Below are 26,458 nucleotides of genomic sequence, written 5' to 3'. Positions count from 1 at the left end.
CAAACTTATGAATACTAAACTACCTAACCTAACTAGGACTGCGAGGCTCGCCATCCTATTATCCTGCTTAACACATCTCCATGTGCCGGGATACGCTTATTCTCAAACTCAAAAGATGGACATCTCTATTCGAGATGGACAGCTGGAGGATGTGTTTACATCTATCAATGAGCAGAGTAAGTACAAAATGTTTTACAGTAAAAATAGCCTCCCCAACAAGACGATTAACTTAGTTGGAAAGCAATTGACGGTCAAAGAGATTCTGAGTAAATCTCTGGAAGGAAGCAACCTGACCTGGCAAGTGATGAATAATGATATCATCTCCATCCGCGAAAATGCCCAACCTAAAACGCGAGTTGCCGGACAAGTGGTCAACGAGGTCGGCGAACCATTAGCAGGCGTTAGCATTGTGGTCAAAAATTACCAGAAATTAGATTACCGCAACATGCAAACCAGTACCGCGACAGATGCCAACGGACATTGGGGGATGTTGCTCGAAGGAGACAACCTTACCCTGATATTCTCCTTTATCGGTTATCAAAAATTGGAAATCCCTGCGAAAGATCTGCCGAAAACAAATACTCCTATAAAATTGGTACCCGAAAAAGGAAGTTTGGAGGAAGTCGTCGTTATCGGATATGGTACGACAACGCGTCGTCTCAACACCGGTTCAGTCGCGTCTATTACGGCCAAAGATATCGAAGCACAACCGGTAGGCAATCCGCTTGCTGCGCTTTCCGGCAGAATGCCGGGCGTGCTGATTGCACAAAATAACGGTGTGCCGGGCAGTGCTGTTCAAGTGCAAATCAGAAATCAGGCATCGCTAAGCGGTACGACTTCTGGATCTATTCCACTTTATGTAGTGGATGGCGTACCTTTCACCAACTTCAACGGTGGCGCACCAGCAACGGATAATCTAAATGCCTTTGGTATATCAGGTGCGTCTGGCGGACTGAGCCCATTCAACATGATTAATCCATCCGATATTGAACGGATTGATATCTTGAAAGATGCCGATGCTACCGCTATTTATGGTAGTCGTGGAGCCAACGGTGTCGTCTTGATTACCACGAAGAAAGGAGTTTCAGGCCGTACACGAGTTGGTGTCAATTTTAACACCGGTATTACGGAGGTAAATCGCTTTATTCCGATGCTGAACTTGCCGGATTACTTGGCTTTACGGAGAGAGGCTTTTGCGAATGATGGTGTAACACCTACGACAGCTAATGCACCGGATCTGACGGTATGGGATCAAAATGCCGCAACGGATTGGCAGAAATTGCTGATAGGAAATACCGGACATATTACCGATGCGCAGGCCAATCTATCTGGCGGAAATGAATACACGCGTTTCTTCTTTAACTCGGGTTACAGAAGGGAAAGCACGGTATTCTACGGCGATAGTGAGAACAGCCGTTTTACCTCTCGTCTAAATCTAGATCATAAATCTAGCGATGGTAGATTCAATGCGGCTTTCTCGGTAAGTTATGCCAACGACATGACGGATATGCCGAGCTCAGATGTATCTTCTTTTTACAACTTGCCACCAAATTATCCGATTTACAATGAAAATGGCACCTACTATTGGTTGCCTTCCTCATTTGGGATCAGCAATCCCATTGCCATGCTCGATCGAAAATACATTGGCAAGACCAACAACTTGATTTCAAATGCCAACCTGAGCTATAATATCGCTCCCGGATTCGTAGCCAAAGCAAATTTTGGTTATACCATCACGCAATTGCAGCAAAATAATCAAACGCCTTCCACGAGTTTAAATAATACCGTAGCGACGACATTGGGTACTTCGTCTTTTTCAAATACCAAAGCGCAGAACTGGATCATCGAACCAACGTTGAATTACAGCAAAGTGATTGGAGACGGAAATTTGACTGCCTTATTGGGAACGAGTTTTCAACAAAACTCTTCGGCTACACAAACTACCAATGGATCGAACTATAGCAATGATGCCCTTTTGGGCTCACTGAGTGCTGCTGGCCTATTTACAGCGAACAACAACTTAGTGATGTACAAGTACAATGCGGTATTTGGTAAGCTAAACTACGACTGGAAAGAGAAATACCTCTTTAACGGTACTTTCCGTCGAGATGGATCGTCGCGCTTTGGCCCGAAGAATCGCTTCGGAAATTTTGGTGCCGTTGGTATGGGCTGGATATTCTCGAAAGAAGATTTTGTAGCCGATAATGTTGATTTTCTGAGTTTCGGTAAGCTCCGTGGAAGTTTTGGAACGACGGGTAATGATCAAATATCAAATTACATCTACCTGCAATTATATTCTTCCTCGCAAGCTTATCTGGGCAATGCAACGATGAACTTGGTGACTTTACCGAATGAGTTTATCCAATGGGAAACCACAAAGAAACTGGAGTTTGCATTAGACTTGGGTTTCCTGAAAGATCGCATTTTATTCACAGCAAATTACTTTAGAAATAGATCTGGCGATCAGATCACTTCTGCAGGTTTGCCTACACAAGTGGGTTATAACAGCTACACCTCCAACCTGCCAGCAGTAATACAAAACACGGGATTGGAGCTGGAACTGAACACCACGAACATCGAAAGTCAGGATTTCTCTTGGAAGACATCGACCAACTTCACCTTCTTCCGGAACAAGTTGCTCGAATTTCCAAATATCGAACAATCCTTCTTCGCCAGTAGCTTCATCGTTGACGAACCCATTAACTTAGTGCGCTTGTACAATTACCAAGGTGTGAATCCTACTACCGGCGCTGCGATGTATGAAGATCGTAATGGAGACGGTGTGATTAATTTAGATGATCGTTATATTGCTGATTTAGGAACACCATTCTATGGTGGTTTTAACAACACGTTTACTTACAGAGGATTTGAACTCGGTGTATTTTTCCAGTTTAATCACCGTTTTGGCGTGACCAAAATCTTAAATACCAGACCTGGAGCTATGGTAAATCAGAACGAGTACTGGTTAGGCCGCTGGACACCAGAAAATAGTAGTTCAGATATTCCAGCTGCCACGACTACGGCTGGCAATCCCGTATATACCTCGTACAACCAATTTACGAATTCGAATGCGGTATATGGCGATGCCTCTTACATCAAACTTCGCTCTGTAAACTTATCCTATCGCTTGCCAGCCAGTTGGCTATCCAGCACGAAGATGTCGAATGTCAACATCTTCGCACAAGGACAAAATCTGTTTACTTGGGCAAAAAACAAGTATGTGCTCGATACCGAAACCACCGTACAGGGTGGCCCATCAGGATTGGGCACCGGAACCATCGGGCAGGTGTTGCCACCGCTTAGAACTATTGTTTTTGGATTTAACTGTCAATTTTAATTACCACCATGAAAACCATTTTAAATAAACATATATTTTCTGCTGCGATCCTAGCCGGATCGCTGCTCTCTACATCTTGCGAGAAATTTGTGGAGCTGGGCGCACCGCCTACACAAGTGTTGTTAGATGATGCCTTTCGCACCGATGCTTCCGCTCGCAGCGTGGTTCTCGGGCTATATGTTTCCGGCATAGGTAACTTAGGCACTACCACCTTTTACTCAGGAATGGCCGCCGATGATTTGCAATATAATGCTGCCGATGCTGGTTTACTGGAGTTTGCCAACAATGGTTTGTTGAATACCAATAGTTATGTCAACAACTTGTGGGGAAGTCTGTACCAGCTGGTTAAAAACACCAACAATGCGATCTTTGGCTTAGAACGATCTACTACATTAACACCGGCCGTGAAAGACCAACTCTTGGGAGAGGCCAAATTTATGCGCGCATATACCTACCTCTATCTGGTCAATTTATATGGCGATGTGCCTTTGCATGTGCTAAGCGATTTGGAAGTGTTTGATCAAGCTTCTTTAGCAAGAACGTCTGCCGATCAAGTATATACACAGATTATTGCCGATCTTACTGATGCCGAAAGTAAACTGCCTACAGCCTATGAAGGCACATTCCGCGCACGCGTTAATAAACATGCGGCCAGTGCTTTATTGGCTCGCGTGTATCTCTACCGAAATGATTGGGAAAAAGCCGAATCTCAAGCTACAAAAGTGTTGCAGGCTACGGAGTATGGCCTTCCAGCAACAACCAGTAACTTCACCAACACAAGTAACGAGGTGATTTTCCAGATTGCCAACCTAAATGGTGTCACCACGTTCGGAGCGAACTACATTACCGTGGCCAATGTAATCCCAGCCTACACGCTACCAGATGCGGCATACAATAGCTTTGAAACGACTCCTACAGTAGATTTACGGAAAAGCAACTGGGCTACGCCAAAAACAGTGTCGGGCAAAGCGTATTATGCTATTACAAAGTATAAAGTTTCGTCCGGAACCGGCAATGAATACCATATTGTACTGCGCTTGGCAGAACAGTACCTGATCCGTGCCGAAGCTCGCGCTAACCGCAACAATCTTTCTGGAGCGAAAGAAGATGTCGATGCCATCCGCACGCGTGCGGGATTAGCTGGACTATCTGCATCGCTCACGCAAACGCAACTGCTGACGGCGATCGAAACGGAACGCTTGCATGAGTTTTTCGGGGAGCTTGGACACCGTTGGTTTGATTTAAAACGCACCAATCGGGCGACCGCAGTCTTGTCTCCAATCAAGGCGAACTGGCAGCCTACAGATGTGCTCTTCCCAATTCCGAACGCACAGATTCTCTTAAACAATAACCTGACTCAAAACGCAGGATACGAAAATTAGCATTACATACGTCAACCATAAAAACATAGACAAGATGAAAACTAAACTATTGATAGCTATGCTCCTTACCGCGACTTTTAGTTACGCACAGCAGCAGCCAGAAAACCTGTACCAAAAAAATCGCGGCGTCATAGAAAATGGCACACTAGAACAGAAGGATTCCTTAGCGAATGTGTTGTTTAGTGACGTCAAAAACTTGAAGGCCGAACAAGATTACCGCATGACGATCAACATCCTTCGTACGCTCGACCACGAGGATAAGATGGAGGCCGTAACCAAGACGGCTACAAAGAAATTCCCGAAAGGCAGTCTGACCAGAGATACATACATCACTGAGGTATTTTATGAGGCCGAAGGTAGTGCCGCGAAAGAAAAGGCATATAAAGAGTTGGTCAAAAAATGGCCGGTGAAAAACTTCCCAGAACAAGAGCTCACTTACGATTATGTGCTCGCTAATTTGGCGGGAACTTTTGCCAAAGAAGAAAAACCAACGCAAGCAATTCAATATTTGGAGCAGATGCACGAGCGTTTTTGGCGTGGGAACGGTTATCTCCCTGTCGGACAAACTTTATTAGCGGCGGGCGACACGGTTTCTGCAGCGCCGCTATTGAAGGTCGCGATGGACGACGCTTATTATTACATTAGCCTGCCCGAAGAGCAAAAGGATAATAAAGCCAAATTTGCTGCAATGGGTTATGCGAGTTCTATGTCTTCATACGTGGGCATTTTAGTAAACCGCGGAGAATACGCCGAAGCATTGGATCTTATTGAGAAGGCGATGGCGGTTGCGCCAGAGCAGGCAGATGGTTTATCGAATGTGTACTACAAATCGTTGATGGGCACAAACCGTAAATTGGAGGCATATAATGTGCTGTCGAAACTGTATGCCAAAGGCCAATTTAACGTAGAGAATGATTTGAAAAAACTCTACGAAGAGCTGAATGGTTCTATGCAAGGTTATGAACGGTACAACACCGGCCTGAAGCAGGAGCTAGTAAAATCTATCCAAGAGCACATGAAAGAAATGGCGGTCTACAAGGAGGCTCCAGCATTCGACTTGCTGAACCTTAAGGGCGAAAAAGTAAGCTTGGCCAGCCTGAAAGGCAAAGTGGTCGTTTTGGATTTCTGGGCAACATGGTGTCAGCCATGTATTCGTTCCTTCCCGGGCATGCAAGCTGCTCAAGCCATGTACGAGAACGATGAAAACGTACAGTTTTTATTCATCAACACTTGGGAACGCGACAAAGAATACAAGAAAAATGTGGTATCATTCATCGAGAAAAACAACTACCCTTTTGAGGTATTGTATGACGATCAGAAAGATGCGCAAACGGGAGAAGTATTGGCTGGGAAATTTGGCGTGAGAGGAATTCCAGCGAAGTTTATAATCGACGCAGATGGTAAGATTCGCTATTTCTTAACTGGCTCATCACCCAATGTAGATTATATCAAAATGGAGATGAAGGAGCTTATTGAGGCAGCTAAAAAACCCTATCAGGCAGCAACTAAATCTTAATTTTTCAGCTCGTTAGGGAGTGATGTATTGAGCATTACTTCATGAATATACAATGATAGCTACTATCTCAAAGAGCCTGTTTCCTTTCGGTAACAGGCTCTTATATTTATTAAACTAAACTACGAACACTTATTTTTTATAAAAGGAAATCTCTCCTTTATTGAAATTCAACGTCATTTTATATTGGATCAAAAATGGAGTCCCCAATAAACCTACAATAGGTAATGCCTGATCTCCCGTACCACCACCGATCATCTGATCTGTCACGGCGGTATACATATCTTCAAGATCTACATCACCAACAGAGGAATGCATCAAAAACCCCACTTTGTTATTCTGGGCAGAGCCGCCAACTCCGTTAATGGAAACCTGCTCTTCGTCATAATCCATATGTTCGGCTAAGACCTCCGCAGCTGCCACTTTAATCACGTTTGCATTGGCACCACAGTCAATCCCCATCGGATAGACCGCTCCATCTACTAGTACATCAACAATAGGGATATGCCTTTTCATACGCATGACTGAGCTAGAAAGAATTTCGCCTTTAGCAAATTGAGTACCCGTCAAATTGCCTTGCTCATCCACCTTTTCTAATAAAAGTAGTTGCTTACCGTAATCAAAGGTAAGCTGATATCCTTTCAGAATGCCGTAGCCCATCAATCCAAAAATAGGAACGCCATTTTCTAACTCCATGTCATCCATGGAAGCGACCGGAGCATCAAGATCATTCAATTGAATACCTCCCCAATCCAAGGTATTCCCTGTTGCCCATTTTACGTCTTGCATCATGCCGCCCATTCCCGTAAAATCTACCGATACATCTTTGCTGATGTGGGCTTCACTGATATATTTTTTTCGAAGAATTAGTACTGGCGCGCCGCTATCAAACATGAAATATCCTTGTTGATTATTCAGTTTTGCGGGTACATAAATAAGACCATTCATCATTTGAAATGGAATTTGCACCGTATCTGGCTGTATGGCTGATGCTTTGGCATCTGCCAAGGCACGCTCTGGATTTCCAGTCAGACGTGCCTTGATGATGCCTAGATTAACGATATCACCCTTTTTATTAAAGGTAAAAGTAGGTTTCCCTTCCTTACCATCTTGGTAGGTGACACCTAAAGAAATCAACAGATCCCCATTCGGCAAATGCTCTTGCTTAGAAACAGAAAAATCCGTTATGCTATTGAATTTGGATAAGATCTCTGGCACCACTTTGCTGTTATCCATCACAGGTAGATTGCCAATACGGGCACTATCGGCCATCATCCGCAACAATGCATCGCTATTCTTTGTATTGAGATGCTCTATAATCGTATTCACCTTTTTAGTGGACTGACTTTCCTGTGCAGATAGTGTATCGAATAGCCCCAAAGACAAAACGATCAGAATAAAACTCTTTTTCATTATTTCACCGTTTTGTCTAACCAATCACCCACGAGCGCCAACGTACTAATTGGCATGGCGCCTAGCTCCGCATATTCCTTCGTATCGCAAGTCACACATTGTTGCATCAGGTGATTTACCTGCGGCAAAAGGATCGTAGTGACCAAACCTTTTTGTCCTGACTGACTGTAATTTTTCCAGCCGTCCAAATTAGTGGGATCGACAAACATATCTTGATCACCATTGATGGCCAAAATAGGCACTTTGACATGGCTCAATACTTTTTCGGCGTTGTAACGCACGAAATATCGATACCATGGACCGGCAGCATTCAGCGAATAAGAATAGATTGGAAATCTAAAATGGTCGTGCTCTATACCCAACGTCTTGAAGTACAAATCATCTTTTATTTTCCAATAATCGTACACTTCGTTTAGCTTACTATGCAAGCTATCTGACTCGGCATATTGGTACGCCGTAGAAAACATCAATCGGTTAATCTGATTGTAGCGCCCTTGATCCACAGGCGTTGCGGGCGAGTTACGCACAATGTTTTCGTTCTGCACCAACAATGATTCCATACCATTGGTTGCTAAACCCGCCAAACTCACTAAAAAAGTAACATCATCCGATTGAGAAGCCGCAATCGACATTGCTGCACCTCCCTCGCTATGTCCTAGAAGACCGATTTTATTCACATCAACTTGTGGATACGCTTTGAGATATTCTATCGCTTCTAAAGCGTCTTTGGCAAAATCCGCTGTGGTCGCATCCATATAAGTTCCCGTGGTTTTTCCTACACCGCGATCATCCATTCGCAATACGATATATCCACGATTACTCAAGTAATCTGCTAACTGAGCAAACAATTTTTGCCCCGCCATGGTACCATCACGATCCTGCGGCCCAGTTCCAGAAAGTAGAACTAGGGCAGGAAATGAACCGGCACTGTCAGGAACAGTAATCGTAGCACCGATCTGTATCGTATCTTTTTTTGTATTGATAACAACATCCTCTTGTTTGTACTGCTGTGCAAAACCTAATCCTGGAATCAAACACACAGACAACACCAATAGGTTAATTAATTTCCTCATGCTATTTACCCTCTTTTAATACACGTACCATTTCGATAATCTCATCCGATAATTCTGAAGCGCTACCCATATAGCCTACTTCCGAAAACCGCATCTTCCCATTTGGCCCTACCACAATCTTATGTGGAATAGCGCTAACACCGAAGTTTTTTGATGCTTTGCTGTCGCCATCCAACAATACGGTAAAGGGATAATTATTCTCTTCCATATAATTTTTCACATACTCCGTCATATCACCTTTTTTCTCTTGCGTATCTACGAAAAAGAAAACCACATTATCATCGTTTTTGAAATGATCGACCGCGAGTTTCATACCTGGAAAAGCCGCTTTACAAGGTGCACACCATGAAGCCCAAAAATCTAGCACGACGATTTTTCCTTTTTGATCAGCTAAGCTGACGGTCTTGCCGTATTGATCTTTCAATTGGAAGTTAGGTACCTCTTTGCTGATCAGCAATTTGTTGACTTTGGCTTTCAATTCTTCGCCCTTACTAGCATCTTTTAAAGAGGCCATATATGCATCGTACCCCTTTTCAGATCCTTTGTCGGCGATGTATAGCGCTTTCATCAGATCCAACATATAGGTGGAGCTTTGATTCAATCTATAACTCGTCTCCAGCGCTTGTCTCAATTCTTTGGATTTTTTCTGACCTTCTAAGGCACGTACATAGGTGTCATTAAGATCCGCACGCTCGTATTTTTGAATACCTTGCGCAGCAGCAGCGTATTCAAAAGCCTCATCAAAAAGACCATTATCTACCAATATCTTCGCAAACAGATCTGCACTTCCATAATACATTGTTGCATATTTATCATCCTGATAATTATCTCTGTAGTATTTCAGCCTGTCCATTACCACGCGAGCATACGGAAGAATTTCTTGCGCATTCATACTTTTTTGAGATAGATAAGGCACATACAATGTACGATAGATTACATTGCTCATGGCCTCATACGGTGCCAACGTGGAAATGTATTTTGTATATGCTGCCAGATCTTTAGCCATACTGGTGTAGACAGACAAACTCCAATACACTGTAATGTAATTAATACGATTGGCATCATTAAAAGCTGTTTCTGCCTCATTATATGGATGTTTATCCAAGAATGATTTAGCCAATGCTAGACGGGTTTCATCAGTGCTTGCTTCCGTAAACTTCTTAAAATCCGCCAATCGTTGTTGATCTTTCACATACTGACCATTAGGGAAGCGAGTCGTAATCATCGACTCTAACTCCTTCGCTTTTGCCTGATCATTTAAGATTTCTTTATATACCTTCTGAATTTCCAAAAGATCTTCTTCTTTCAAATCTGGAATCTGCATAAGCGTGTTGAGCTCATTATTAAGCTTCCCTAAGGAAGTTTCGGTATTCATATGCTTCAAGGCAGATGCTGCAGCATACAACACTTTGAATCTATTTTCTGGGTGATACTGCAATTCATATTTTACCCACATCATCAGAATTTCATCCGTCTTGTACGAAGCGCTATCTACCACATACGGAACGCCTTTTACTAGGTGAGGTGTGCGTAGCAAACCCCAGCCTAGCATACCGCCCGATACTTGACGTCCATCAGGTGCAGATAGAATGTACGAATAGGTCAGATCACCGCCCAAATCCATCAATTCTCCTGATTGAAAGACTAGATTCATCAAACCAAGTCCTGCTGGGATAACATAATTAGCGGTCCACACTGAATCGCGCTTAGTGAAATTAAGCTGCTCCTGTGTCCATGTAAAATTTCGATATCCTGTGAGCGTAGCGGTGATTTCCTGCGCATCTTTCAACGATGTCTGTCTGGCATCATAGCTAAGCTCTACTTTTTCATTTTCTTTCGGAAATTCCGGCGTCACCTTAAAGTTGGGTGTCTGTGCTAGCGCCGAAGTGCTGAAAAAAATAGCTGCGGCTAATACTTTAATTCTGTTCTTGATATTCTTCATCTTCGTATATGTTGCTTAATTCTCGTTGTTTTTTAGCTCTTAATTGGTAGCTCTCGCAGCCATATCCACCACACGGCCTCCCACGTCAAATGTGCTTACGGGATTGGATGAAATAACACCTGAGGTTTCATTCAAGGCTAGTTCGTAGACTTTCCCAGTTGTGCCATTCCATGTAGCTACGTATAACACCCTTTCCTCTTTGTCCGTAACTCTAATATTCGGAATAGGCTTGTAAAATCGCATGCACGTAATTTCTTCGCCCGCAGGAACTTGAAATGCGACACTCGCTGTATTGGCGTTGCGGTAGGCGTAATTATATATCTTATCATGAGTAGCGTAATAAGCAAAACCACCAAAACCACTCACTTGATAATACTTGGCCTGCTCTATCTCTGGCAAGGCAGCCATATTGTACATACCGACTGCTAGATCGCCACCATCTACACTTTTAGTAAAATCTATGACATGCATCCACCGACCGTTGCCCGTTTTATCCTTAAAGAAAGCATAGGTATAGTTGGAAGCTCCATTACACATGTAAAGCATATCTTTTCCTATATTCCGTAAGCTAAACAACTGACCCGGTATGGATTCTGCGAAATCACCAATGGAGTTATTAGATAGATAATATCGAATGAAGCGACCATTTTTTTGATCATAAGCTATGGTGGAGAACGCTGATGCGTGGCGCTGCACCAAATACGGTGCTACCTCATAATTACCATCTACTGCGCCCGGAAATTTGATATCACTTTCGTAAAAGCCATTTCCAGTAACATGTAGTTTTTTACCATTGATCAATACGTGCAATGAATTGCTGTTATATACATAAGCTTGCGGGTTGATTTCCGTTTCTCTACGACGATAGATATCTTCTTGATCACGAATAAATGTAAAATCTCCGCCTTTGAAACGTGCTAGGTAATTATCACTTCCTAAAGTGATCCAGTTGGTAATTTGAAACGCTTGGTAAGCGCTCCAGATAAATTTGGCTTGACCGCTCAGCGGCTTGCCCATCGAGAGGCTGTATAAGCCTTTGACATGGGTTTTCTCGGTAATGGTACTAGATAAGGCTGGCGTACGAATAAAATCTACATCGCCACCGGCCGAACCTTGATACAAGATCATCATCCCAAATTCCATATTGGCGGTGACACTGACATTAAACGTCACATTTGACTTAATACCCGTTGTCTGATCCGTTACAATTAATTCCGCAACATACTCCCCGATAGGTTCTGCGATAACAACATCTAAATCTGCACGATCCGAAATCTCTTTCGAACTCATCGAAGAATTATTCGAAGTTTGCTTCGCATAAAATAACCATTGATACGTTCCGTTATGCCCTTCGGGAATACGGATTTTCGGTGAAATTTTCAGGTTGGACAAACGATTCATACGGTAAGTGGACCCCATTCCAGTGGTATCGATCTGAACGATATCCGTATCAACATAGTCATATGAGCCGAGGTCTTCTTTACAGCATGTAAAAGCGGTAAAAAATAGCCCCATTACTAAATATATTATTCCTTTCATCTGTATGCTCCTTTTTAAAATACGATCAACACCCCATTTTCATCCCGTAAAGGATAATTTGGGTTACCTACATTCTGTTCATTTACTTCTCTCAACCGGATGCGAAGCAGACTGGCCATATCTGTCAAATCGGCTAGTGAGTATTCGCCGGGTTTTGCCTCAATGCGTGGGCTCAACTGCGCCGGATAATCCGCAATCCCCAGTTCATCGATCACAAACTGGTACTTCACATTACTATAAGCTCCAAAAGCAAATGGCCAAGTATCTGGACGCACTAAACGGTCAGACCAACTCAGTGAAAAGGTATCATCTTCACGCACACCACCCTTAAAATCAGCAGATTCACCAATAGTGAGATTCAACACCACCGTTTCCTGCTTGAGGCGCGCCGTACGATGCAAAACCACCGCAACGTAACCCTCAATCTGATTGGCGGCAACTAATCCTGGAATAAATTCATAATCGGTTCCTTCAACCGCCGTCGTACCTTCCTTGAGCGTTTTTGCAATGGGATATCTGTCGTTGGCAGATACTTCGCCCATTGTTTTTACTTTAATGTGTAGGGTATCCTTCCGTTGTTCTTCTTTTAAGGTCAGGAACGTAAAGCTGCGCTGTGTGATACGTGTCGCAGTAACATCATTGGCGCGCTCAAAGAAATAGACGCGTGCATCTTGCTCGTACCCCATAATATCTTTCTCGCAGCTCGAAAACGCAATCACACTCGAAAGTATAATAGCTGCTTTTATCTGTTTAAAATATGTCTTCATTTTGCTATTCCTTTCCAATTATTGTCCATAAGATATTTCACGATCAGGCAAAGGCAATACATACGTATTCTCTGTCATTGTGATATAAACGCCATCAATTTGCTCCGCATTCATGCGCTTGTAATAGTAAAAAATCTGCCCTTCACCGATCAATTCTTTGCGGTATTCATTTTTGATTTCGCCTGCCACATCTGCGGAAGACAAGGAAGACGATAACTCACCGGCATTACGATGCGTGCGCACAGCATTTAGATAATTTATGGCTTCCTGTGGATTGGTTTCGAACAAGCATTCTGCTGCAATGTAATAGAGTTCCGACTTACGGATCATCGGCATACGGTTGCTAAACGCCGCTTGTGAAGAAGGCGGTTGTACCAATTTGGTAGAATATCTAGCCCACACCGCATCGCTGTATTTCGTCAAATAGACAAACCGATAATCATCTTTATTGTCAAACAGGTTTGAATAATCGAAGTCAGACCTTTTCAAAAGAGCCCCCGATACGCCTTCATCATAAAAAGGACTGGTGATCGTAGACATACCGTTGATATACAAGCTAAAGATGAGCTCTTGTGTAAATACGCGGTTTCTATTTCCTTCCACCGTAGTGGCGATTTCTGAAGATGGTGTCCATTCAAACACATTGGACTCGATCACCGCTTTGGCTGCGGCCAAGGCACGCTCTTTATCGCCCGCATACAGATATACGCGCGCCTGCAATGCTTTTACCGCATAATAGTTGAATTTTAAGTATCGATCACGCAGGTAGGTTGTCGCATTGACAGCATTGGCAGGGACAATAGGATCATATGCTCTCAGCTCCTCGGCAGCAATCTCCAAATCTGCTATCACGCGATTGAGAATAGCGCGCGTTGTTAAACGTTCTTTTGGAGTCACACCAACCGCGTCCATATAAGGAATGGCAAGCGCCGTCTCTCCGTTGGCCGCAATGGCAGATCCGTACAACCGCACTAAATCAAAATGTAGAAATGCACGAAGCCCATAAGCCTCACCTCGAATAGTATGGTAATTGACACCCGAGAACAAACTTGGCCCTTTGCTATCTAAATTGGCGATGAGCATATTGATATTGGCTATTGTGTTATAGCCGCTTTCGAATACATCGCCCGATTTTGTGATAAAGTTCTCTTGATTGTAATCGTAATTTATGGTGGAGTAATATTCATTCGCTGTGCCCAAACCATTGAATTGCCCGCCGAGGCCATCCAACATCCCGAAGGTTAGCTCTCTGCCATATAGCTTTTGATCCGTCATTTTGACGTATACGCCGGTCAGAGCATCTTGAAATCCAGATTCTTTTTCAAAAACGCGATCTGCCTCAATTTGAGTTTGTGGAGCTACATCCAGCCATTTCTCACACGATGATAGACATACCGCCAAAGCGATAATTCCAATATGTAAATATGTAGTATATGCTTTCATTGTATTTCTTCTAATAAATGGTTACTAAAAACTTGCACTCACACTAAACGATAGTGTACGAGCATAAGGATAGTCGATCCCACGTTCAATGCGCACGGTACTCAATCGTCCTAAGTCGTTTAGATTACAGGTCGCCATTAAACTTTTGAATGGTGACTTGGTTACAAAGCCCATTCTCGTAAAATTGTAGGACAGACTCACCGATGAAAAAATAAACTCATTGTAGTCTTGCACAAAGCGCGAGGTCGGACGCGTAGCTGTGGAGCTCAATTCGGTAATCCCTTTGAACAAGGAGATATCACCGGGCTGCTTCCAACGATCTTCCAAGGCGCGAATATCCACGTTGTAATTAAAGTCGGCATCGTCCACTAAGCTCACCAAAGAAGAGTTGTACATCTGTCCGCCCCAACGATAGGTAAAGGCAAAATTCACACTCAGATCCTTGTACTGCACATTTGCTCCAAACGTTCCGTTGTACAGCGGTTGTGTGTCGCCCAACACTTCTTGATCTTCTGCAGCCCATTGATACGTCATGGTGCCATCGCGCTTTAAGAATATCTCCTGACCATTAGATGGATCAATACCCAAAGATCGTACAGCCCATATCGCTGACATGGAACGACCGACTTCATAGCGTCGTGCTGGTCGCTGTCTATCGCCTTTAGGAGCGAGAGCTTGACCGTCGCCTCCTGTTTCATCGTATTTATCGCTATTCAAATTATTCAAGGCTTCTAAGGAGCTTGAAATACGACGAATCTTATTGGTATTGTGTGCTACATTTCCAAAAACATTCACATTCAAACCTCGGCCTGTATCTTTGATCAGTCGGTAGTTCAAAGTAGCTTGGAATCCCTTGTTTTGTACATCGCCGATATTCTCTGCATAGTCGGAGAAACCTAGCGAAGGTGCAATCTCCAGACTCAACAACAGATTGTTGGTATTCTTGATGTAATAGTCGAAACTAGCATTAAAGCGATTTAAAAATCCAAACTCGGCGCGGTAATTCGTCTCTGCTACTTTTTGCCATTGTAAATTAGGATTAGCCAAAGCCATCAGCTCCAAACCCATGTCGCCATTGTACGTTCTGTCCAAGATATAATTGTAAGTGGCTAATGCTTGATACGCGTTTTGTCCTGGAGGCGTGCCCGTTACCCCTGTATTGGCCGTGATGCGGAACAAATCGACCCAACCGAAGTTGCGCACAAACTCTTCTTCGTGCAAATTCCACCCAGCACCTAAGGACCAGAAGTTACCCCATTTAGCATTGCGGCCATATTGTGAGGACGCATTTCTACGAAATGATGCATCTACCAAAAATCTTCTATCCAACACATAGTTGAGGGCAGCAGTAGCGGCAGCAACACGTACGGTATTCTCTGTGCCCAATGCTTTTGTTCCTTCTTGGTATTGCTTACCCATCGAGATATTATTCAACTCATCATTAGGAAAACCGACCATACTCATCCCATTCATCTCCATAACGTTTTCGTTAGCGGTCAAAATACCATTGAAGTAGAACTCATGTTTTCCAATTACTTTATTGTAGATCGCACTTAAGTCTACGGTATATGCTTTTTGAAAAGCATTAGTTATTCTATATGTTCCTCGGTTTAGATACTCCGCGCTCGTCGGTGAAACATTCAGGTAATCGGTATGTAAAGCAGAGCGGAAAAAGTCGGTTGCCGTATTTTGTTGATTGTATCCTACACGCGCATTGAACCTCAAATTATCATTTTGCCTGTAGTCTACCTGAAAGTTTTCGGTAATGGCCGTATAGTTACTTCCATCCTTAGAATTCAGCGTACCATTGTACAAGGGATTTCCTATGATCAGGCTGGAAGCGCCAGTACCAATGGTATATGATTTAATAAGATTACCATTATCATCATGCACACGCCAATAGGGATTCATCCGAACATAATCGCGGAAAGTTCCGTACGGGCTATTATGAGAAAAGTTACGATCAACCGTTAAGTTGTTGGTCGCAGAAAGTTTGCCCTTTCTGTAAACTAGTACAGACTGACCGGTGTAGTTGTCACGATCCGAACCGATCATCACGCCCTTGACATTATTGTAACCTAGATTGACCGAATATTGCAGGCTCTCTTCACCGCCATCAAGCGTGACCGAATGACGTTGACCGATACCATTTTGCAATGGTTTTGAAAGCCAATAGGTATCGACTCCGTCTAACGCTGCTTTCAGGTTTTGAGAATACACTTTGGTAAGCGCTGCTTGCGTTTCTGGATTCGCAGAGAAGTACTTGCCCGCTAACACCTCTGCTTGTACTTTTTCGTGGCTGTTGGTCATCCGGTAACTACTCAAATCTGGCGCTTGAATATTCAAACTGGCGTTGTATGAAATACGCATTTGCCCGACCTGAGGGCGCAATGTTTCAATAACAACGACACCATTACCTGCTTTGGCTCCCCACATCGCTTTCGCGGCGGCATCTTTTAATATCGTGACACTTTTAATAAAGTTGATATTCAAATCAAATACCCGTTGTATGGTCGACTCAAAACCATCGACAATAAAAAGTGGTTGATTGGCTATATTGCTGTATTCTGTACGCAAATCCTCGGAAAAACCGGTCTGCCCGCGCAACTGAATATCTGGAATCATGTTAGGATTAGACCCAAAATCGTTATTGGCTAGCATTTGAAAAGCAGGATCTAAAATGGCCAATGCAGACAAGACGTTTTGATTGGTCACTTCTTTGATCTGTTTCTGATTAAAAGTCGACGTACTTCCGGTGAATGTCCCCGCTTTACGCTCGAAAAGACCTGTATTGATGACGACCTCTTCTAACACATTATCTTGCTTTTGTAGCACGATATCCCCCATTTTGCCATCGCCGATGGCCACAATACGTGTTACAAAACCCAAATATTTAAATTCAATTTGGCTACCACCTTCTGGTGGAATAATGCGGAAACTACCCACTTCGGATGTCGTGCCTCCATAACGTGTGCCGACCACCCAGAAAGTGACTTTCGGAAGTGGATTTCCCTCTTGATCCACCACACGACCGGTCACTTCTTTTTCTTGATTTGAGTTATCAAAAGCCGATCTTTCATTTTCTTGTCGGTGTATTGCGTACAACGTATTATTGACCTTAGATACGGTGATATCCTTGCCTGCAAAAGCACGCTCCAAAACGGCTACGACATCTTCATTCGTTGCACGTACCGAAACCTCGATATTCTGATCAAACAAATCATCACTATACACAAAGCGCACTTTGGACTTCTGCTCCATATCATGTAAGAATGTATGTAGAGCAGTATTCCGGTAATTCACCGAAACCTTGTTTTGAGCAATGGCATTGGCTGCTGCACTTAGTGTGCCGATGCAGACCAATAATAGCGTCAGTTTCATATATATTAAAACTTTAGGGCAAACAGAAGTCTGGTTAAAGCTATTCTGCTTTAAAAAATTATTCATAGATTTAGAATGGATTTAATAGTTAATCAATAGAGAGGTACGGACGCCAATCTTAAAACCTCTCGATTACTAAAACCGGTAGTGTACAGAGTTGTAGCAACGATTTCTGTGCACTACTAATTAGTTGAGTTAGTAAATTACAATGATACTGCCCTCCTTCCTGTAAGAAAATGGTTTCACCAGAATGAGTGCGCGCAACATTTCATCAATACCCTCTTTCTCAAATGTGGCCGAATATCGATTATTGGCAATTTCAGCATTCTCAATTTTTATCTCTACGCCATATCTTCTTTTCATTTCTCTACCAATATCTTGTAGTGGCATGGAGACAAAGGCAAATTTCCCATCTTTCCAAGCGACATCAACTGGACTGGAGAGATCATCGTCTCCCAAAAAATCAAGTGTCTGAATTGAGATTTTTGGCATGCTCACCTTGTTCTTATTCGAATTTAAATGCTCCTTTTTCACCACAATTTTTTCGTTTGGTTTGAGGGTACTGAGCACCTTGCCATCGTCAGCCTTCAACACCTCTACTTTCCCGTGTATAAGTGAGGTCTCTACAGCCGGATCTTCTTGATATGCTTTCAAATTAAATGTAGTGCCCAACACGCGAATCTTGACCTGCGGAGTGGATACGATAAAAGGATGCAAACTGTCTGACTGCACTTCGAAAAATCCTTCTCCCGAAAATGTAACCTGACGTGAATTGCCGGCAAATGCAACAGGATAGCTAACCGAACTATTCACATTCAAGGTGATCTTCGAGCCATCTGGAAGTAAAATCTCTTTGGTTTCTTTACCGGTCGAGACCACGACCAACTCTTCTTTATTGATGACAAAGACATAGGTCATCCATGAAAAAACCCCAATCAAAAGTAGGGATGCTGCAATCCGGATGTAAAATGACATGGATCTTCCTTTTCTAGATTCTACTGCGTATTGGTTTTCTTGGATTCGCGCAAAAAGTTCCGCTTTCACGACAGCCTCTTCGCCCATGTAAGACGCATCCCAAGCGGAAGACCATTGGTAGCTATTATAATAGTCCATGAGCTCTTGCCGCTCGTCAGCAGATAGTTGACCACTATTAAGTTTGTCTACCAGTTGATGTAGGTGATTGCGATCCATCTTTTCTTAATTGTACGGTTAATCAGGTGCGAGATTTTACTACCCGCTTTTATATGTATGTAACGCTGATGCGCGCTAACCCCCAAGGGAAAATGAAAAATTTATTAAAAAAACATTAAAACAGTGTTAATACGTAAAAGATTGATCCGCAAGAATGGAATTCTATTAATCACTGTAGGTAAAAGGGAGGAAGCTATGATCGGTAAAAAAGCAAAGGAAGGAGGTAGGCTAAATCCTTTAAGGAAATTCGAAGTTTTTTTTGCGCGATAGAAATTTGGTTTTCTACGGACTTGACAGATATCGCTAGTTTGACGGCGATATCGTGATGGGATAAACGATCAATACGACTTAGTATAAAAATCTCCCGACAGCGCGGAGGTAATTGTTCTATACCTTCGAGCATGCGGCGATGCAGATCCTCTTTGACCAATTTTAGCTCACCGATATTCTGCGTAAGCTCTTCTACGATATACAGGTTTTCAAAGCGCGTACGCACTTTGCCGGATCGTAAAACATTAAAAACTTGGTACCGAACAGCAGAGAACAGCCAAGCATTGAGGTTTAGAATGTTCAATGATTCTGCATTATTCCATAAGCTGCTAAAGACCTCTTGAACCACATCTTCGGACTGCTCTTTATTGCGAAGCACATTAAAAGCAGAAATATACAAGCTTGACCAATACAAATCGTAGACTTTTTCAAAAATAGCCTTATCGCGGTTTTTCAAACCTTCTATGTAATATTGATCAATATGTTTGGAGCGCTCTTCCATCTTGCTCTTCTGCGTAAGGCAATATAGTTCTTCGCAAATATAATTTTTTAAAACTTTAGAAGTATATCTTTCGAAGATGCTTACTGTAGTGTGAGAATTTGTACTGGTTCTTTAGGGTTTTGAACTTTTCGCAAACCCCATAAACGACAAAAGCTACAAATCGTTGATTTGTAGCTTTTGATCATTTTTTAGTAGCCCGTAGGGGAATCGAACCCCTGTTTCCAGAATGAAAATCTGGCGTCCTAACCCCTAGACGAACGGGCCGATTTTCTGTTTCGGTGTGCAAATATAGAATTATATCCCTACAGATCAAAATTATTTTTAAAAAATTGCGGCAACCTTTTAAAAAAGCTATTTTAGACCAACGTAATATCCATCCCATGAAAAAAATAGGCCTATCACTTTCCGCTTATCTTGTTGCCCTGAGTATCGGATACGCTCAACAACCTTATTCTTTGAGCTGGCGAGTTTCGCCAAATGACACCACCGGTAAGCAGTTTGATATTGTATTAAAAAACAACCAAAACGAGACGCTGGATCTAAGTACATATGATCTGTGGTTCAATTCCAACTATCATCTTAAGGAACAAGAACAAGCTAAATATAAAATATCTGACGAGAATGGGAATCTATATCGCGTCAACTTTACCGAGGCAATACGCCTAAAAAATCGCGATTCGCTACTCTTAACGTACAAGACAGATTTTCCGATTACACATACCTCTATATCACCCAATGGCTTTTACCTGCAATCACGAAAAGATCCAAGTAAGGTGATTGCCTTACCGAATCCAGAGATCGCAGCGCCAAAATTATCGACCGAGAAGCACGTCAAAATGCTGGCTGACTTGTTCGACAAAAACGCGTTATTTCAAGGCACGAATACACAGCTAATCTTACCTACACCGCAGTCTATTACCGCATCAGCAGGTCAATACGAACTAAAAAAAGGTTTCTCATACTATATCGATGCTACAATAGCACAAGAGCTATCTACCGTATTAAATGAAGTAGCTCAAGATTTTTCTGCTTGGAGTCTTAAAAACGTCGATCAACCAAAAAATGCCCAATTAGCGATCGAAAAAGTTGATGGATTGGCAGATGATGCTTATCAGCTTTCAGTAGATGCTAAAGGCGTTCGCCTGCACGCTAGCCATGCCAAAGGCGCGTTTTATGGCCTTCAATCTTTATTGTCCCTATTCCCAGCCAATTTTCAAGCAGGCCAATCGATTTCGCTCCCATTTGTAATGGTACAAGATGCACCACGCTATGCTTATCGCGGTTTGATGTTGGATATTTCGCGAAATTTCAAAGATCTACAAACGCTGAAAAAGTACGTAGATGTGATGGCGCGGTACAAATTAAACAAACTGCACTTACACCTTATCGACGACGAAGGATGGCGTTTGGAAATTCCTTCTTTGCCTGAGCTAACCCAAATCGGAGCCAACAGAACACCACAATATGCAGATGGATCTGGCATTCAGCCATCGTACGGCTCAGGTGCCAGTGTAAAAGAGAAACAGTACTTATCGAAAGAAGAGTTTAAAGAATTATTGCGCTACGCGAATGAACGATTTGTCACAGTGATTCCCGAAGTAGAGACACCTGGACATGCGCGCGCCGCCGTAAAAGCGATGGAAGCCCGCTACCATAGATTATTGAAAGCCGGACAAAAAGAGGAAGCCGAACGTTTCTTGATGAATGATTTTCAGGATACATCGACCTACTATTCTGCTCAATATTGGCAAGATAATGTGATGAATCCAGCTATGCCCGGCACCTATCGTTTCATTGCACACATCATGGACGAGATTAAAGCTATCTATGCAGAAGCTGGCATACCACTAAAAGTCATTTCGATCGGTGGTGATGAATTGCCAACCGGATCTTGGGAAGGATCACCGCTCGTGCAAGCTTTAATGAAAGAGCAAGGTTATTCTTCGGTACACGAAGTGTGGACGTATTATATAGATCGCGTACATAAGATCCTGAAGGAAAAAGAGCTGACCATGGCCGGATGGGAAGAAGTAGGCATGGTGAACCGAGGCAAAGGCATGGAAGTAAATGAAGCTTTTGCCGATCGTGGGTTTTTGCTCGATGTGTGGAATAATACCATCGGCGGTGGCCAAGAAGATTTGGCTTATAAACTAGCGAACGCCGGACATAACACCGTGTTCGTAAGTGCTAGTAACTTCTATTTTGATATGGCGTGGGATAATCGCTTTGAAGAGCCTGGTTTGACTTGGGCTTCAAAAACAGATCTATACCATGCGTATTCATTACTTCCAGAAAGTTACTTTGCCAATATCGAATATACAGATCGTGGAAAGCCACTAGGCAAAAAGCATTTTGAAGACAAAACAAGACTGACAGCAGCAGGTGCAAAACACCTGAAAGGGCTGAAAGGCGCTTTGTGGGCAGAAACCGTGCTCGACAACGATGCGATGGATTATATGATCTTCCCACGTTTCTTCGCACTGGCAGAACGCGCTTGGGCACCCGCAAGTGAATGGGAAAGCGAAGCCAACTTTGATAAAAAAGCCTTTGATAAGACCTATGCCGGATTTATTGACAAGATCGGGAAACAGGAGCTACCGAAATTGCGCAGCTTTGCCGGCGGATTCCACTATCGCCTACCAGCCGTAGGACTAAAAGCAAAAGATGGAAAAGTATGGGCTAATGCCGAATATCCGGGCTTCCCGATCCAATATACCATAGGCTCTGACGCAAATACAAAGCCATTTCCGGAAGGAGGTTTGTCTTTGAAAGCGGGCGAAAAAATTCAGGTATTTACCATCGATGTAGATGGTCGCAAAGGTCGTGTGAGTCATTACACTAAGTGATAATGAGCTATATGGAGATTCCCCACATCTATTAAGTGAGATGTGGGGAATTTTTATTTACGGACGATAGCGACTGTAAGACGAGACACACAAGTCAATTTGCCTTTGCTATCTCTGATTTTGATATCCCAAACATGAGTTTTCCCGCCAATATGTAATGGCGTACAGGTAGCGATGACCTCACCAGATAATACCGGACGCAAATGATTGGCATTTACTTCCAAACCTACGCCCACATATTTTTCAGGATCTACAATGAGGTTTGTCGCCACACTGCCGACCGACTCAGCCAGCACGACAGAAGCGCCACCATGCAATAATCCATAAGGCTGCTTGACTTTATCTGTGATCGGCATGCGGGCTACGAGTGCATCTTCGCGAATCTCAACCACCTCTATGCCTAGAAAGCCACTCATATTCTTACCGAAGAGCTCATTGAGTTCTGCGATACTGTATTCCTTAAACCACATGCAATTGCTTTTGATTATTATTATCTTCTTTGAGGTATCGACTCCGCAAAATACTCATATGATGATTCATGTGCCCAGCAATGATATAGATAAATGCCTGCACACTAATCAAACGATCGGAGGCCATGCCTTTACGATTGAGCTCCGTATCGTTAAATGTTTTAAATAGCATCATATTAGCTTGGCGTAGTGCCGTAAACTCCTCGATAATGCTTTCAAAAGACCGTTCATTATGTCGACCATTGGCCACAAACTCATCTTGCTCAAAAGAGGCCAAGGCTGTCATATCATTGCGTGCGAAACGCAACGCACGATACGCCATAATGCGTTCGGCATCTAAAAGATGACAAAGTACTTCCTTTACCGTCCATTTGCCTTCGGCATAGGAATACGTCCCCATCTCTTCGGGAATGCTGCGCACAAACTTTGGAAAAGAGCTTAATTTGGCTGCAAGTTCATCCATAACCGGTTCGGTCACACTATCGATATACTCTTTGTAAATCGCCGGATAATCATCCGATTTGAGTTGGTTCATATCTCAAATTACTTTTTAAAATTATTCTGAAAGTGGTGCCCTTGCCCACTTCGGATTCCTTTACAAATATCTGGCCACGATGCAGTTTCACCATTCTTTTGGTGAGACTCAATCCTAAGCCCCAACCACGCTTTCTAGTGGTAAATCCCGGCAAGAAAATCGTTTCCCAATTGGATCGCGGTATACCTCTCCCGGTATCACTTACATCTAGGAAAATCTCTTCCTTGGCGATGTTTTCATGGATGTGAATATGCACTTTTCCCTCCGACTCGATTGCATTCACCGCATTCTTCAAAAGATTTTCTACAATCCAATCAAACAGTTGCACATTCAGCATGGCCTCGACATGTTGATCGCCATCCAGTTCAAAAGAAATACGACCACTCGTACGCACGCGGAAGTAATCCATATACTCTTTGACCACATGGTAAATATTATGATTGGAAAGATGTGGCTCAGAGCCAATTTTTGAAAAGCGATCGGCTACGACCTCCAGTCGATATACATCGCGTTCCATCTCGTCAAAAAGCGTATTATCTTCCGATTCAAAAGTGGCTCTCGCCAATTCTAGCCAACCCATCAAAGAAGAAATTGGTGTGCCGAGCTGATGCGCGGCCTCTTTGGCCATCCCTACCCATACTAAATTTTCCTCCGAGCGTTTGATAGAATTGAATACGGTATACGCAATAATCAGGAAGATCGCTATTAAAGACAATTGAATGTATGGAAATATCCGAAGTTGTCGCAGTGCATCCGAATCTTTGTAATACACAAACCACTTCTGTCCTGCGGTTTCCAACTCGATAATAATGGGCGCATGTCGGCGCTGCATTTCGGCTAGCTCTTTTGCAAAATAGCCCGGATCATACACCAACTTGGATGACAAGGTGTCACTTACTTCTGTCTTTATATTTGTACGTGTGCTGTCCAAATCACGCCAAAAGATAACATCCCCTGTGTCGTCTGTAATGATCGCTGGCAAAGAAAGACTATCGCGCACCGCGTAAATAAAACTGATGAATTCGTCATTCACATCGGGCAAAGAAACGATGGTGCGCGTACTCATGGCCCACACTTCTGCCTTAGTACGCTCGGATTTTGACAGACTTTTGGTCAGATAATTCGTGTATAGCAGGGATGCTGCCGCAATCATGGCTGCAAATAAAAACAGAAATAACTTCCAATGTTGTCGATGGTGACGGTACGGATTTCGTTGCATAGTTTTCTAAATCGCTTTACAAAATAGGCATTTTCTAATTAGCAGTAGGCCATTTGCGCTGTCACGATCGGGAAATAATATGTAGTTTTGTGGTTATGAGTTTGGAAAAGAAAGTTCGGGTGCGCTTTGCGCCCAGCCCTACAGGTGGTTTGCATCTGGGCGGCGTACGTACCGCATTGTTCAATTACCTGTTTGCAAAACATCACAAAGGAGATTTCATTCTTCGTATCGAAGACACCGACCAGACACGTTTTGTAGCTGGTGCAGAATCATACATCAACGAATGTCTAGCATGGTGTGGCATCACACCAGACGAAAGCCCAGAAAAACCAGGTTCATTCGGACCTTACCGTCAAAGCGAGCGCAAGCCTTCTTACCGTCAATATGCCGAGCAATTAATTGAAAAAGGACACGCTTATTACGCTTTCGACACGGCTGAAGAGCTGGACGAACAGCGCAAACTGCAACCAAACTTTCGCTATAGCCACGAAAATCGCCTTGATCTTCGAAACTCCTTAAGTTTGGATGAGGCCGAAGTAGCGCGCTTATTGGCCGAAGGCCATCCGCACACCATCCGCATCAAAATTCCTGCAGAAGGAACCGTCTCTTTCGAAGACATGATTCGCGGTCGTGTCGCTTTTGAAACTAGCTTAATTGATGACAAAGTACTTTTAAAAGCCGATGGCATGCCGACGTATCATCTAGCCGTAGTTGTGGACGACAAAGCGATGGAAATCTCCCACGTTTTCCGTGGCGAAGAATGGCTTCCATCTGCACCTGTACACATCTTACTTTGGGAATACTTGGGTTGGAAAGAAGAAATGCCTCAATGGGCGCATTTGCCTTTGATTTTGAAGCCAGATGGCAATGGAAAACTGAGTAAACGCGATGGCGATCGCTTAGGATTCCCTGTATATGCCATGAATTGGACAGATCCCGCTTCTGGAAATACAACGATAGGATTTCGCGAAAAAGGTTTCTTGCCAGAAGCATTTGTCAATATGCTGGCAATGTTGGGGTGGAATGATGGCACAGAGGAAGAATTCTTCACGTTGGAGCAACTTATTGAAAAATTCTCATTCGAACGCATCAGCAAAGCAGGAGCAAAATTTGATTTTGAAAAAGCAAAATGGTTCAACAGAGAATGGATCCAACGCACGCCAAATGAAGAATTAGTTCCTCAAATCAAAGCATTATTAGCCGAAAAAGGCATCCATGCGGAGACAGATAAAGTAAATACAACCTTGGCGTTAGTAAAAGACCGGATGACCTTCGTTGCGGACTTCTGGGAACATGCTTCATACTTCTTTCAAGCGCCAGAATCCTTGGATACAGCTGCTGTAAAACCAAAATGGACACCAGAAAAAACGGTCTTTTTCGAAGAAGTAATTACGCTTTTTGAAGAACAATCTGACTGGACGGCTAGTAATTTAGAAACTATATTTAAAGAGAAAATTGCACAATCTGGATTGAAAGTAGGAGAGTTGATGTTGCCTTTGCGCATTATGTTGGTAGGTGGAAAATTTGGTCCAGATGTCTTTGTGATCGTAGAAACCCTTGGCAAAGAACAAGTGGCAAACCGTATCAAAAATGGCCTTGAAATCATACAAAACTAATCACTAATAAATCATCACT

Annotated in this window: 17 protein-coding genes and 1 tRNA gene; 5 read left to right on the top strand and 13 right to left on the bottom strand. The window is 43.1% G+C overall.

Annotated elements, in window-relative coordinates:
• Nucleotides 1-7: 7 nt before the first annotated feature.
• Genes GKO22_RS04460 through GKO22_RS04450 form a run of 3 tightly spaced genes read left to right on the top strand, consistent with a single transcriptional unit; the run spans nt 8 to nt 6,235 of the window.
• Entirely contained in the window at nt 8-3,337 is a 3,330-nt protein-coding gene (locus GKO22_RS04460) for a SusC/RagA family TonB-linked outer membrane protein (protein ID WP_166332857.1), read from the top strand.
• A gap of 8 nt (nt 3,338-3,345) precedes the next feature.
• Entirely contained in the window at nt 3,346-4,719 is a 1,374-nt protein-coding gene (locus tag GKO22_RS04455; protein WP_166332856.1) for a RagB/SusD family nutrient uptake outer membrane protein, read from the top strand.
• A gap of 34 nt (nt 4,720-4,753) precedes the next feature.
• The gene (locus GKO22_RS04450) at nt 4,754-6,235 is read left to right on the top strand and encodes a TlpA disulfide reductase family protein (protein WP_166332855.1); all 1,482 of its coding nucleotides are present in this window, start codon (nt 4,754-4,756) and stop codon (nt 6,233-6,235) included.
• 129 nt (nt 6,236-6,364) lie between these two features.
• On the opposite strand, the gene GKO22_RS04445 is transcribed toward GKO22_RS04450, so the two are convergent.
• The 10 genes from GKO22_RS04445 to GKO22_RS04400 all read right to left on the bottom strand — a co-directional run bounded on the left by GKO22_RS04445 (nt 6,365) and on the right by GKO22_RS04400 (nt 20,017).
• Entirely contained in the window at nt 6,365-7,645 is a 1,281-nt protein-coding gene (locus GKO22_RS04445) for an aspartyl protease family protein (protein WP_166332854.1), read from the bottom strand.
• On the bottom strand, nt 7,645-8,718 hold the full coding sequence (locus GKO22_RS04440) for an alpha/beta hydrolase (protein WP_166332853.1): 1,074 nt from the start codon (nt 8,716-8,718) through the stop codon (nt 7,645-7,647). The genes GKO22_RS04445 and GKO22_RS04440 overlap by 1 nt, the downstream gene beginning before the upstream one ends.
• 1 nt (nt 8,719) lies before the next feature.
• The gene (locus GKO22_RS04435; RefSeq protein ID WP_166332852.1) at nt 8,720-10,660 is read right to left on the bottom strand and encodes a TlpA family protein disulfide reductase; all 1,941 of its coding nucleotides are present in this window, start codon (nt 10,658-10,660) and stop codon (nt 8,720-8,722) included.
• Nucleotides 10,661-10,699: 39 nt separating this feature from the next.
• Nucleotides 10,700-12,199 (bottom strand): PKD-like family lipoprotein, encoded by a 1,500-nt coding sequence (locus GKO22_RS04430; protein ID WP_166332851.1) that lies wholly within the window; start codon nt 12,197-12,199, stop codon nt 10,700-10,702.
• Nucleotides 12,200-12,213: 14 nt separating this feature from the next.
• Nucleotides 12,214-12,966, bottom strand: a complete 753-nt coding sequence (locus GKO22_RS04425; protein ID WP_166332850.1) for a DUF4843 domain-containing protein — start codon at nt 12,964-12,966, stop codon at nt 12,214-12,216.
• A gap of 18 nt (nt 12,967-12,984) precedes the next feature.
• Nucleotides 12,985-14,409, bottom strand: coding sequence for a RagB/SusD family nutrient uptake outer membrane protein (locus tag GKO22_RS04420; RefSeq protein WP_166332849.1), 1,425 nt, complete (start codon nt 14,407-14,409; stop codon nt 12,985-12,987).
• Between the two features lie 24 nt (nt 14,410-14,433).
• Complete coding sequence (locus GKO22_RS04415; protein WP_166332848.1) at nt 14,434-17,790, bottom strand: SusC/RagA family TonB-linked outer membrane protein; 3,357 nt, start codon at nt 17,788-17,790, stop codon at nt 14,434-14,436.
• 195 nt (nt 17,791-17,985) lie between these two features.
• Nucleotides 17,986-18,981 (bottom strand): FecR family protein, encoded by a 996-nt coding sequence (locus GKO22_RS04410; protein WP_166332847.1) that lies wholly within the window; start codon nt 18,979-18,981, stop codon nt 17,986-17,988.
• A gap of 193 nt (nt 18,982-19,174) precedes the next feature.
• Complete coding sequence (locus tag GKO22_RS04405) at nt 19,175-19,753, bottom strand: RNA polymerase sigma factor (protein WP_166332846.1); 579 nt, start codon at nt 19,751-19,753, stop codon at nt 19,175-19,177.
• Between the two features lie 192 nt (nt 19,754-19,945).
• A tRNA-Glu gene (locus GKO22_RS04400) sits at nt 19,946-20,017 on the bottom strand.
• A gap of 116 nt (nt 20,018-20,133) precedes the next feature.
• Here GKO22_RS04400 and GKO22_RS04395 point away from each other — a divergent pair.
• A complete protein-coding gene (locus GKO22_RS04395) occupies nt 20,134-22,599 on the top strand; it encodes a beta-N-acetylhexosaminidase (RefSeq protein ID WP_166332845.1) in 2,466 nt (821 codons plus the stop codon).
• 53 nt (nt 22,600-22,652) lie between these two features.
• Here GKO22_RS04395 and GKO22_RS04390 read toward each other — a convergent pair whose 3' ends face one another.
• From GKO22_RS04390 to GKO22_RS04380, 3 genes are read right to left on the bottom strand one after another with little or no spacing between them, the layout of a single operon-like run.
• On the bottom strand, nt 22,653-23,069 hold the full coding sequence (locus GKO22_RS04390) for a hotdog fold thioesterase (protein ID WP_166332844.1): 417 nt from the start codon (nt 23,067-23,069) through the stop codon (nt 22,653-22,655).
• Nucleotides 23,059-23,604 carry a DinB family protein gene (locus tag GKO22_RS04385; protein WP_166332843.1) on the bottom strand — a complete coding sequence of 182 codons (546 nt, stop codon included), beginning with the start codon at nt 23,602-23,604 and terminating at the stop codon, nt 23,059-23,061. The genes GKO22_RS04390 and GKO22_RS04385 overlap by 11 nt, the downstream gene beginning before the upstream one ends.
• Nucleotides 23,582-24,823 (bottom strand): sensor histidine kinase, encoded by a 1,242-nt coding sequence (locus tag GKO22_RS04380; protein WP_166332842.1) that lies wholly within the window; start codon nt 24,821-24,823, stop codon nt 23,582-23,584. The genes GKO22_RS04385 and GKO22_RS04380 overlap by 23 nt, the downstream gene beginning before the upstream one ends.
• 95 nt (nt 24,824-24,918) lie before the next feature.
• Here GKO22_RS04380 and gltX point away from each other — a divergent pair, with 95 nt between their 5' ends.
• Complete coding sequence (gltX, locus tag GKO22_RS04375; protein WP_166332841.1) at nt 24,919-26,439, top strand: glutamate--tRNA ligase; 1,521 nt, start codon at nt 24,919-24,921, stop codon at nt 26,437-26,439.
• Nucleotides 26,440-26,458: the final 19 nt, after the last annotated feature.

The sequence above is a fragment of the Sphingobacterium chungjuense genome (assembly GCF_011316935.1).
GTDB lineage: Bacteria > Bacteroidota > Bacteroidia > Sphingobacteriales > Sphingobacteriaceae > Sphingobacterium > Sphingobacterium chungjuense.
This window is presented reverse-complemented; position numbering and strand designations above follow the sequence as displayed.

Excerpts from the sequence above, each read along its gene's own strand:
- GKO22_RS04460 (WP_166332857.1), top strand. The coding sequence starts at position 8 with ATGAATACTAAACTACCTAACCTAACTAGGACTGCGAGGCTCGCCATC.
- GKO22_RS04455 (WP_166332856.1), top strand. The coding sequence starts at position 3,346 with ATGAAAACCATTTTAAATAAACATATATTTTCTGCTGCGATCCTAGCC.
- GKO22_RS04450 (WP_166332855.1), top strand. The coding sequence starts at position 4,754 with ATGAAAACTAAACTATTGATAGCTATGCTCCTTACCGCGACTTTTAGT.
- GKO22_RS04445 (WP_166332854.1), bottom strand. The coding sequence starts at position 7,645 with ATGAAAAAGAGTTTTATTCTGATCGTTTTGTCTTTGGGGCTATTCGAT.
- GKO22_RS04440 (WP_166332853.1), bottom strand. The coding sequence starts at position 8,718 with ATGAGGAAATTAATTAACCTATTGGTGTTGTCTGTGTGTTTGATTCCA.
- GKO22_RS04435 (WP_166332852.1), bottom strand. The coding sequence starts at position 10,660 with ATGAAGAATATCAAGAACAGAATTAAAGTATTAGCCGCAGCTATTTTT.
- GKO22_RS04430 (WP_166332851.1), bottom strand. The coding sequence starts at position 12,199 with ATGAAAGGAATAATATATTTAGTAATGGGGCTATTTTTTACCGCTTTT.
- GKO22_RS04425 (WP_166332850.1), bottom strand. The coding sequence starts at position 12,966 with ATGAAGACATATTTTAAACAGATAAAAGCAGCTATTATACTTTCGAGT.
- GKO22_RS04420 (WP_166332849.1), bottom strand. The coding sequence starts at position 14,409 with ATGAAAGCATATACTACATATTTACATATTGGAATTATCGCTTTGGCG.
- GKO22_RS04415 (WP_166332848.1), bottom strand. The coding sequence starts at position 17,790 with ATGAAACTGACGCTATTATTGGTCTGCATCGGCACACTAAGTGCAGCA.
- GKO22_RS04410 (WP_166332847.1), bottom strand. The coding sequence starts at position 18,981 with ATGGATCGCAATCACCTACATCAACTGGTAGACAAACTTAATAGTGGT.
- GKO22_RS04405 (WP_166332846.1), bottom strand. The coding sequence starts at position 19,753 with ATGGAAGAGCGCTCCAAACATATTGATCAATATTACATAGAAGGTTTG.
- GKO22_RS04395 (WP_166332845.1), top strand. The coding sequence starts at position 20,134 with ATGAAAAAAATAGGCCTATCACTTTCCGCTTATCTTGTTGCCCTGAGT.
- GKO22_RS04390 (WP_166332844.1), bottom strand. The coding sequence starts at position 23,069 with ATGTGGTTTAAGGAATACAGTATCGCAGAACTCAATGAGCTCTTCGGT.
- GKO22_RS04385 (WP_166332843.1), bottom strand. The coding sequence starts at position 23,604 with ATGAACCAACTCAAATCGGATGATTATCCGGCGATTTACAAAGAGTAT.
- GKO22_RS04380 (WP_166332842.1), bottom strand. The coding sequence starts at position 24,823 with ATGCAACGAAATCCGTACCGTCACCATCGACAACATTGGAAGTTATTT.
- gltX (WP_166332841.1), top strand. The coding sequence starts at position 24,919 with ATGAGTTTGGAAAAGAAAGTTCGGGTGCGCTTTGCGCCCAGCCCTACA.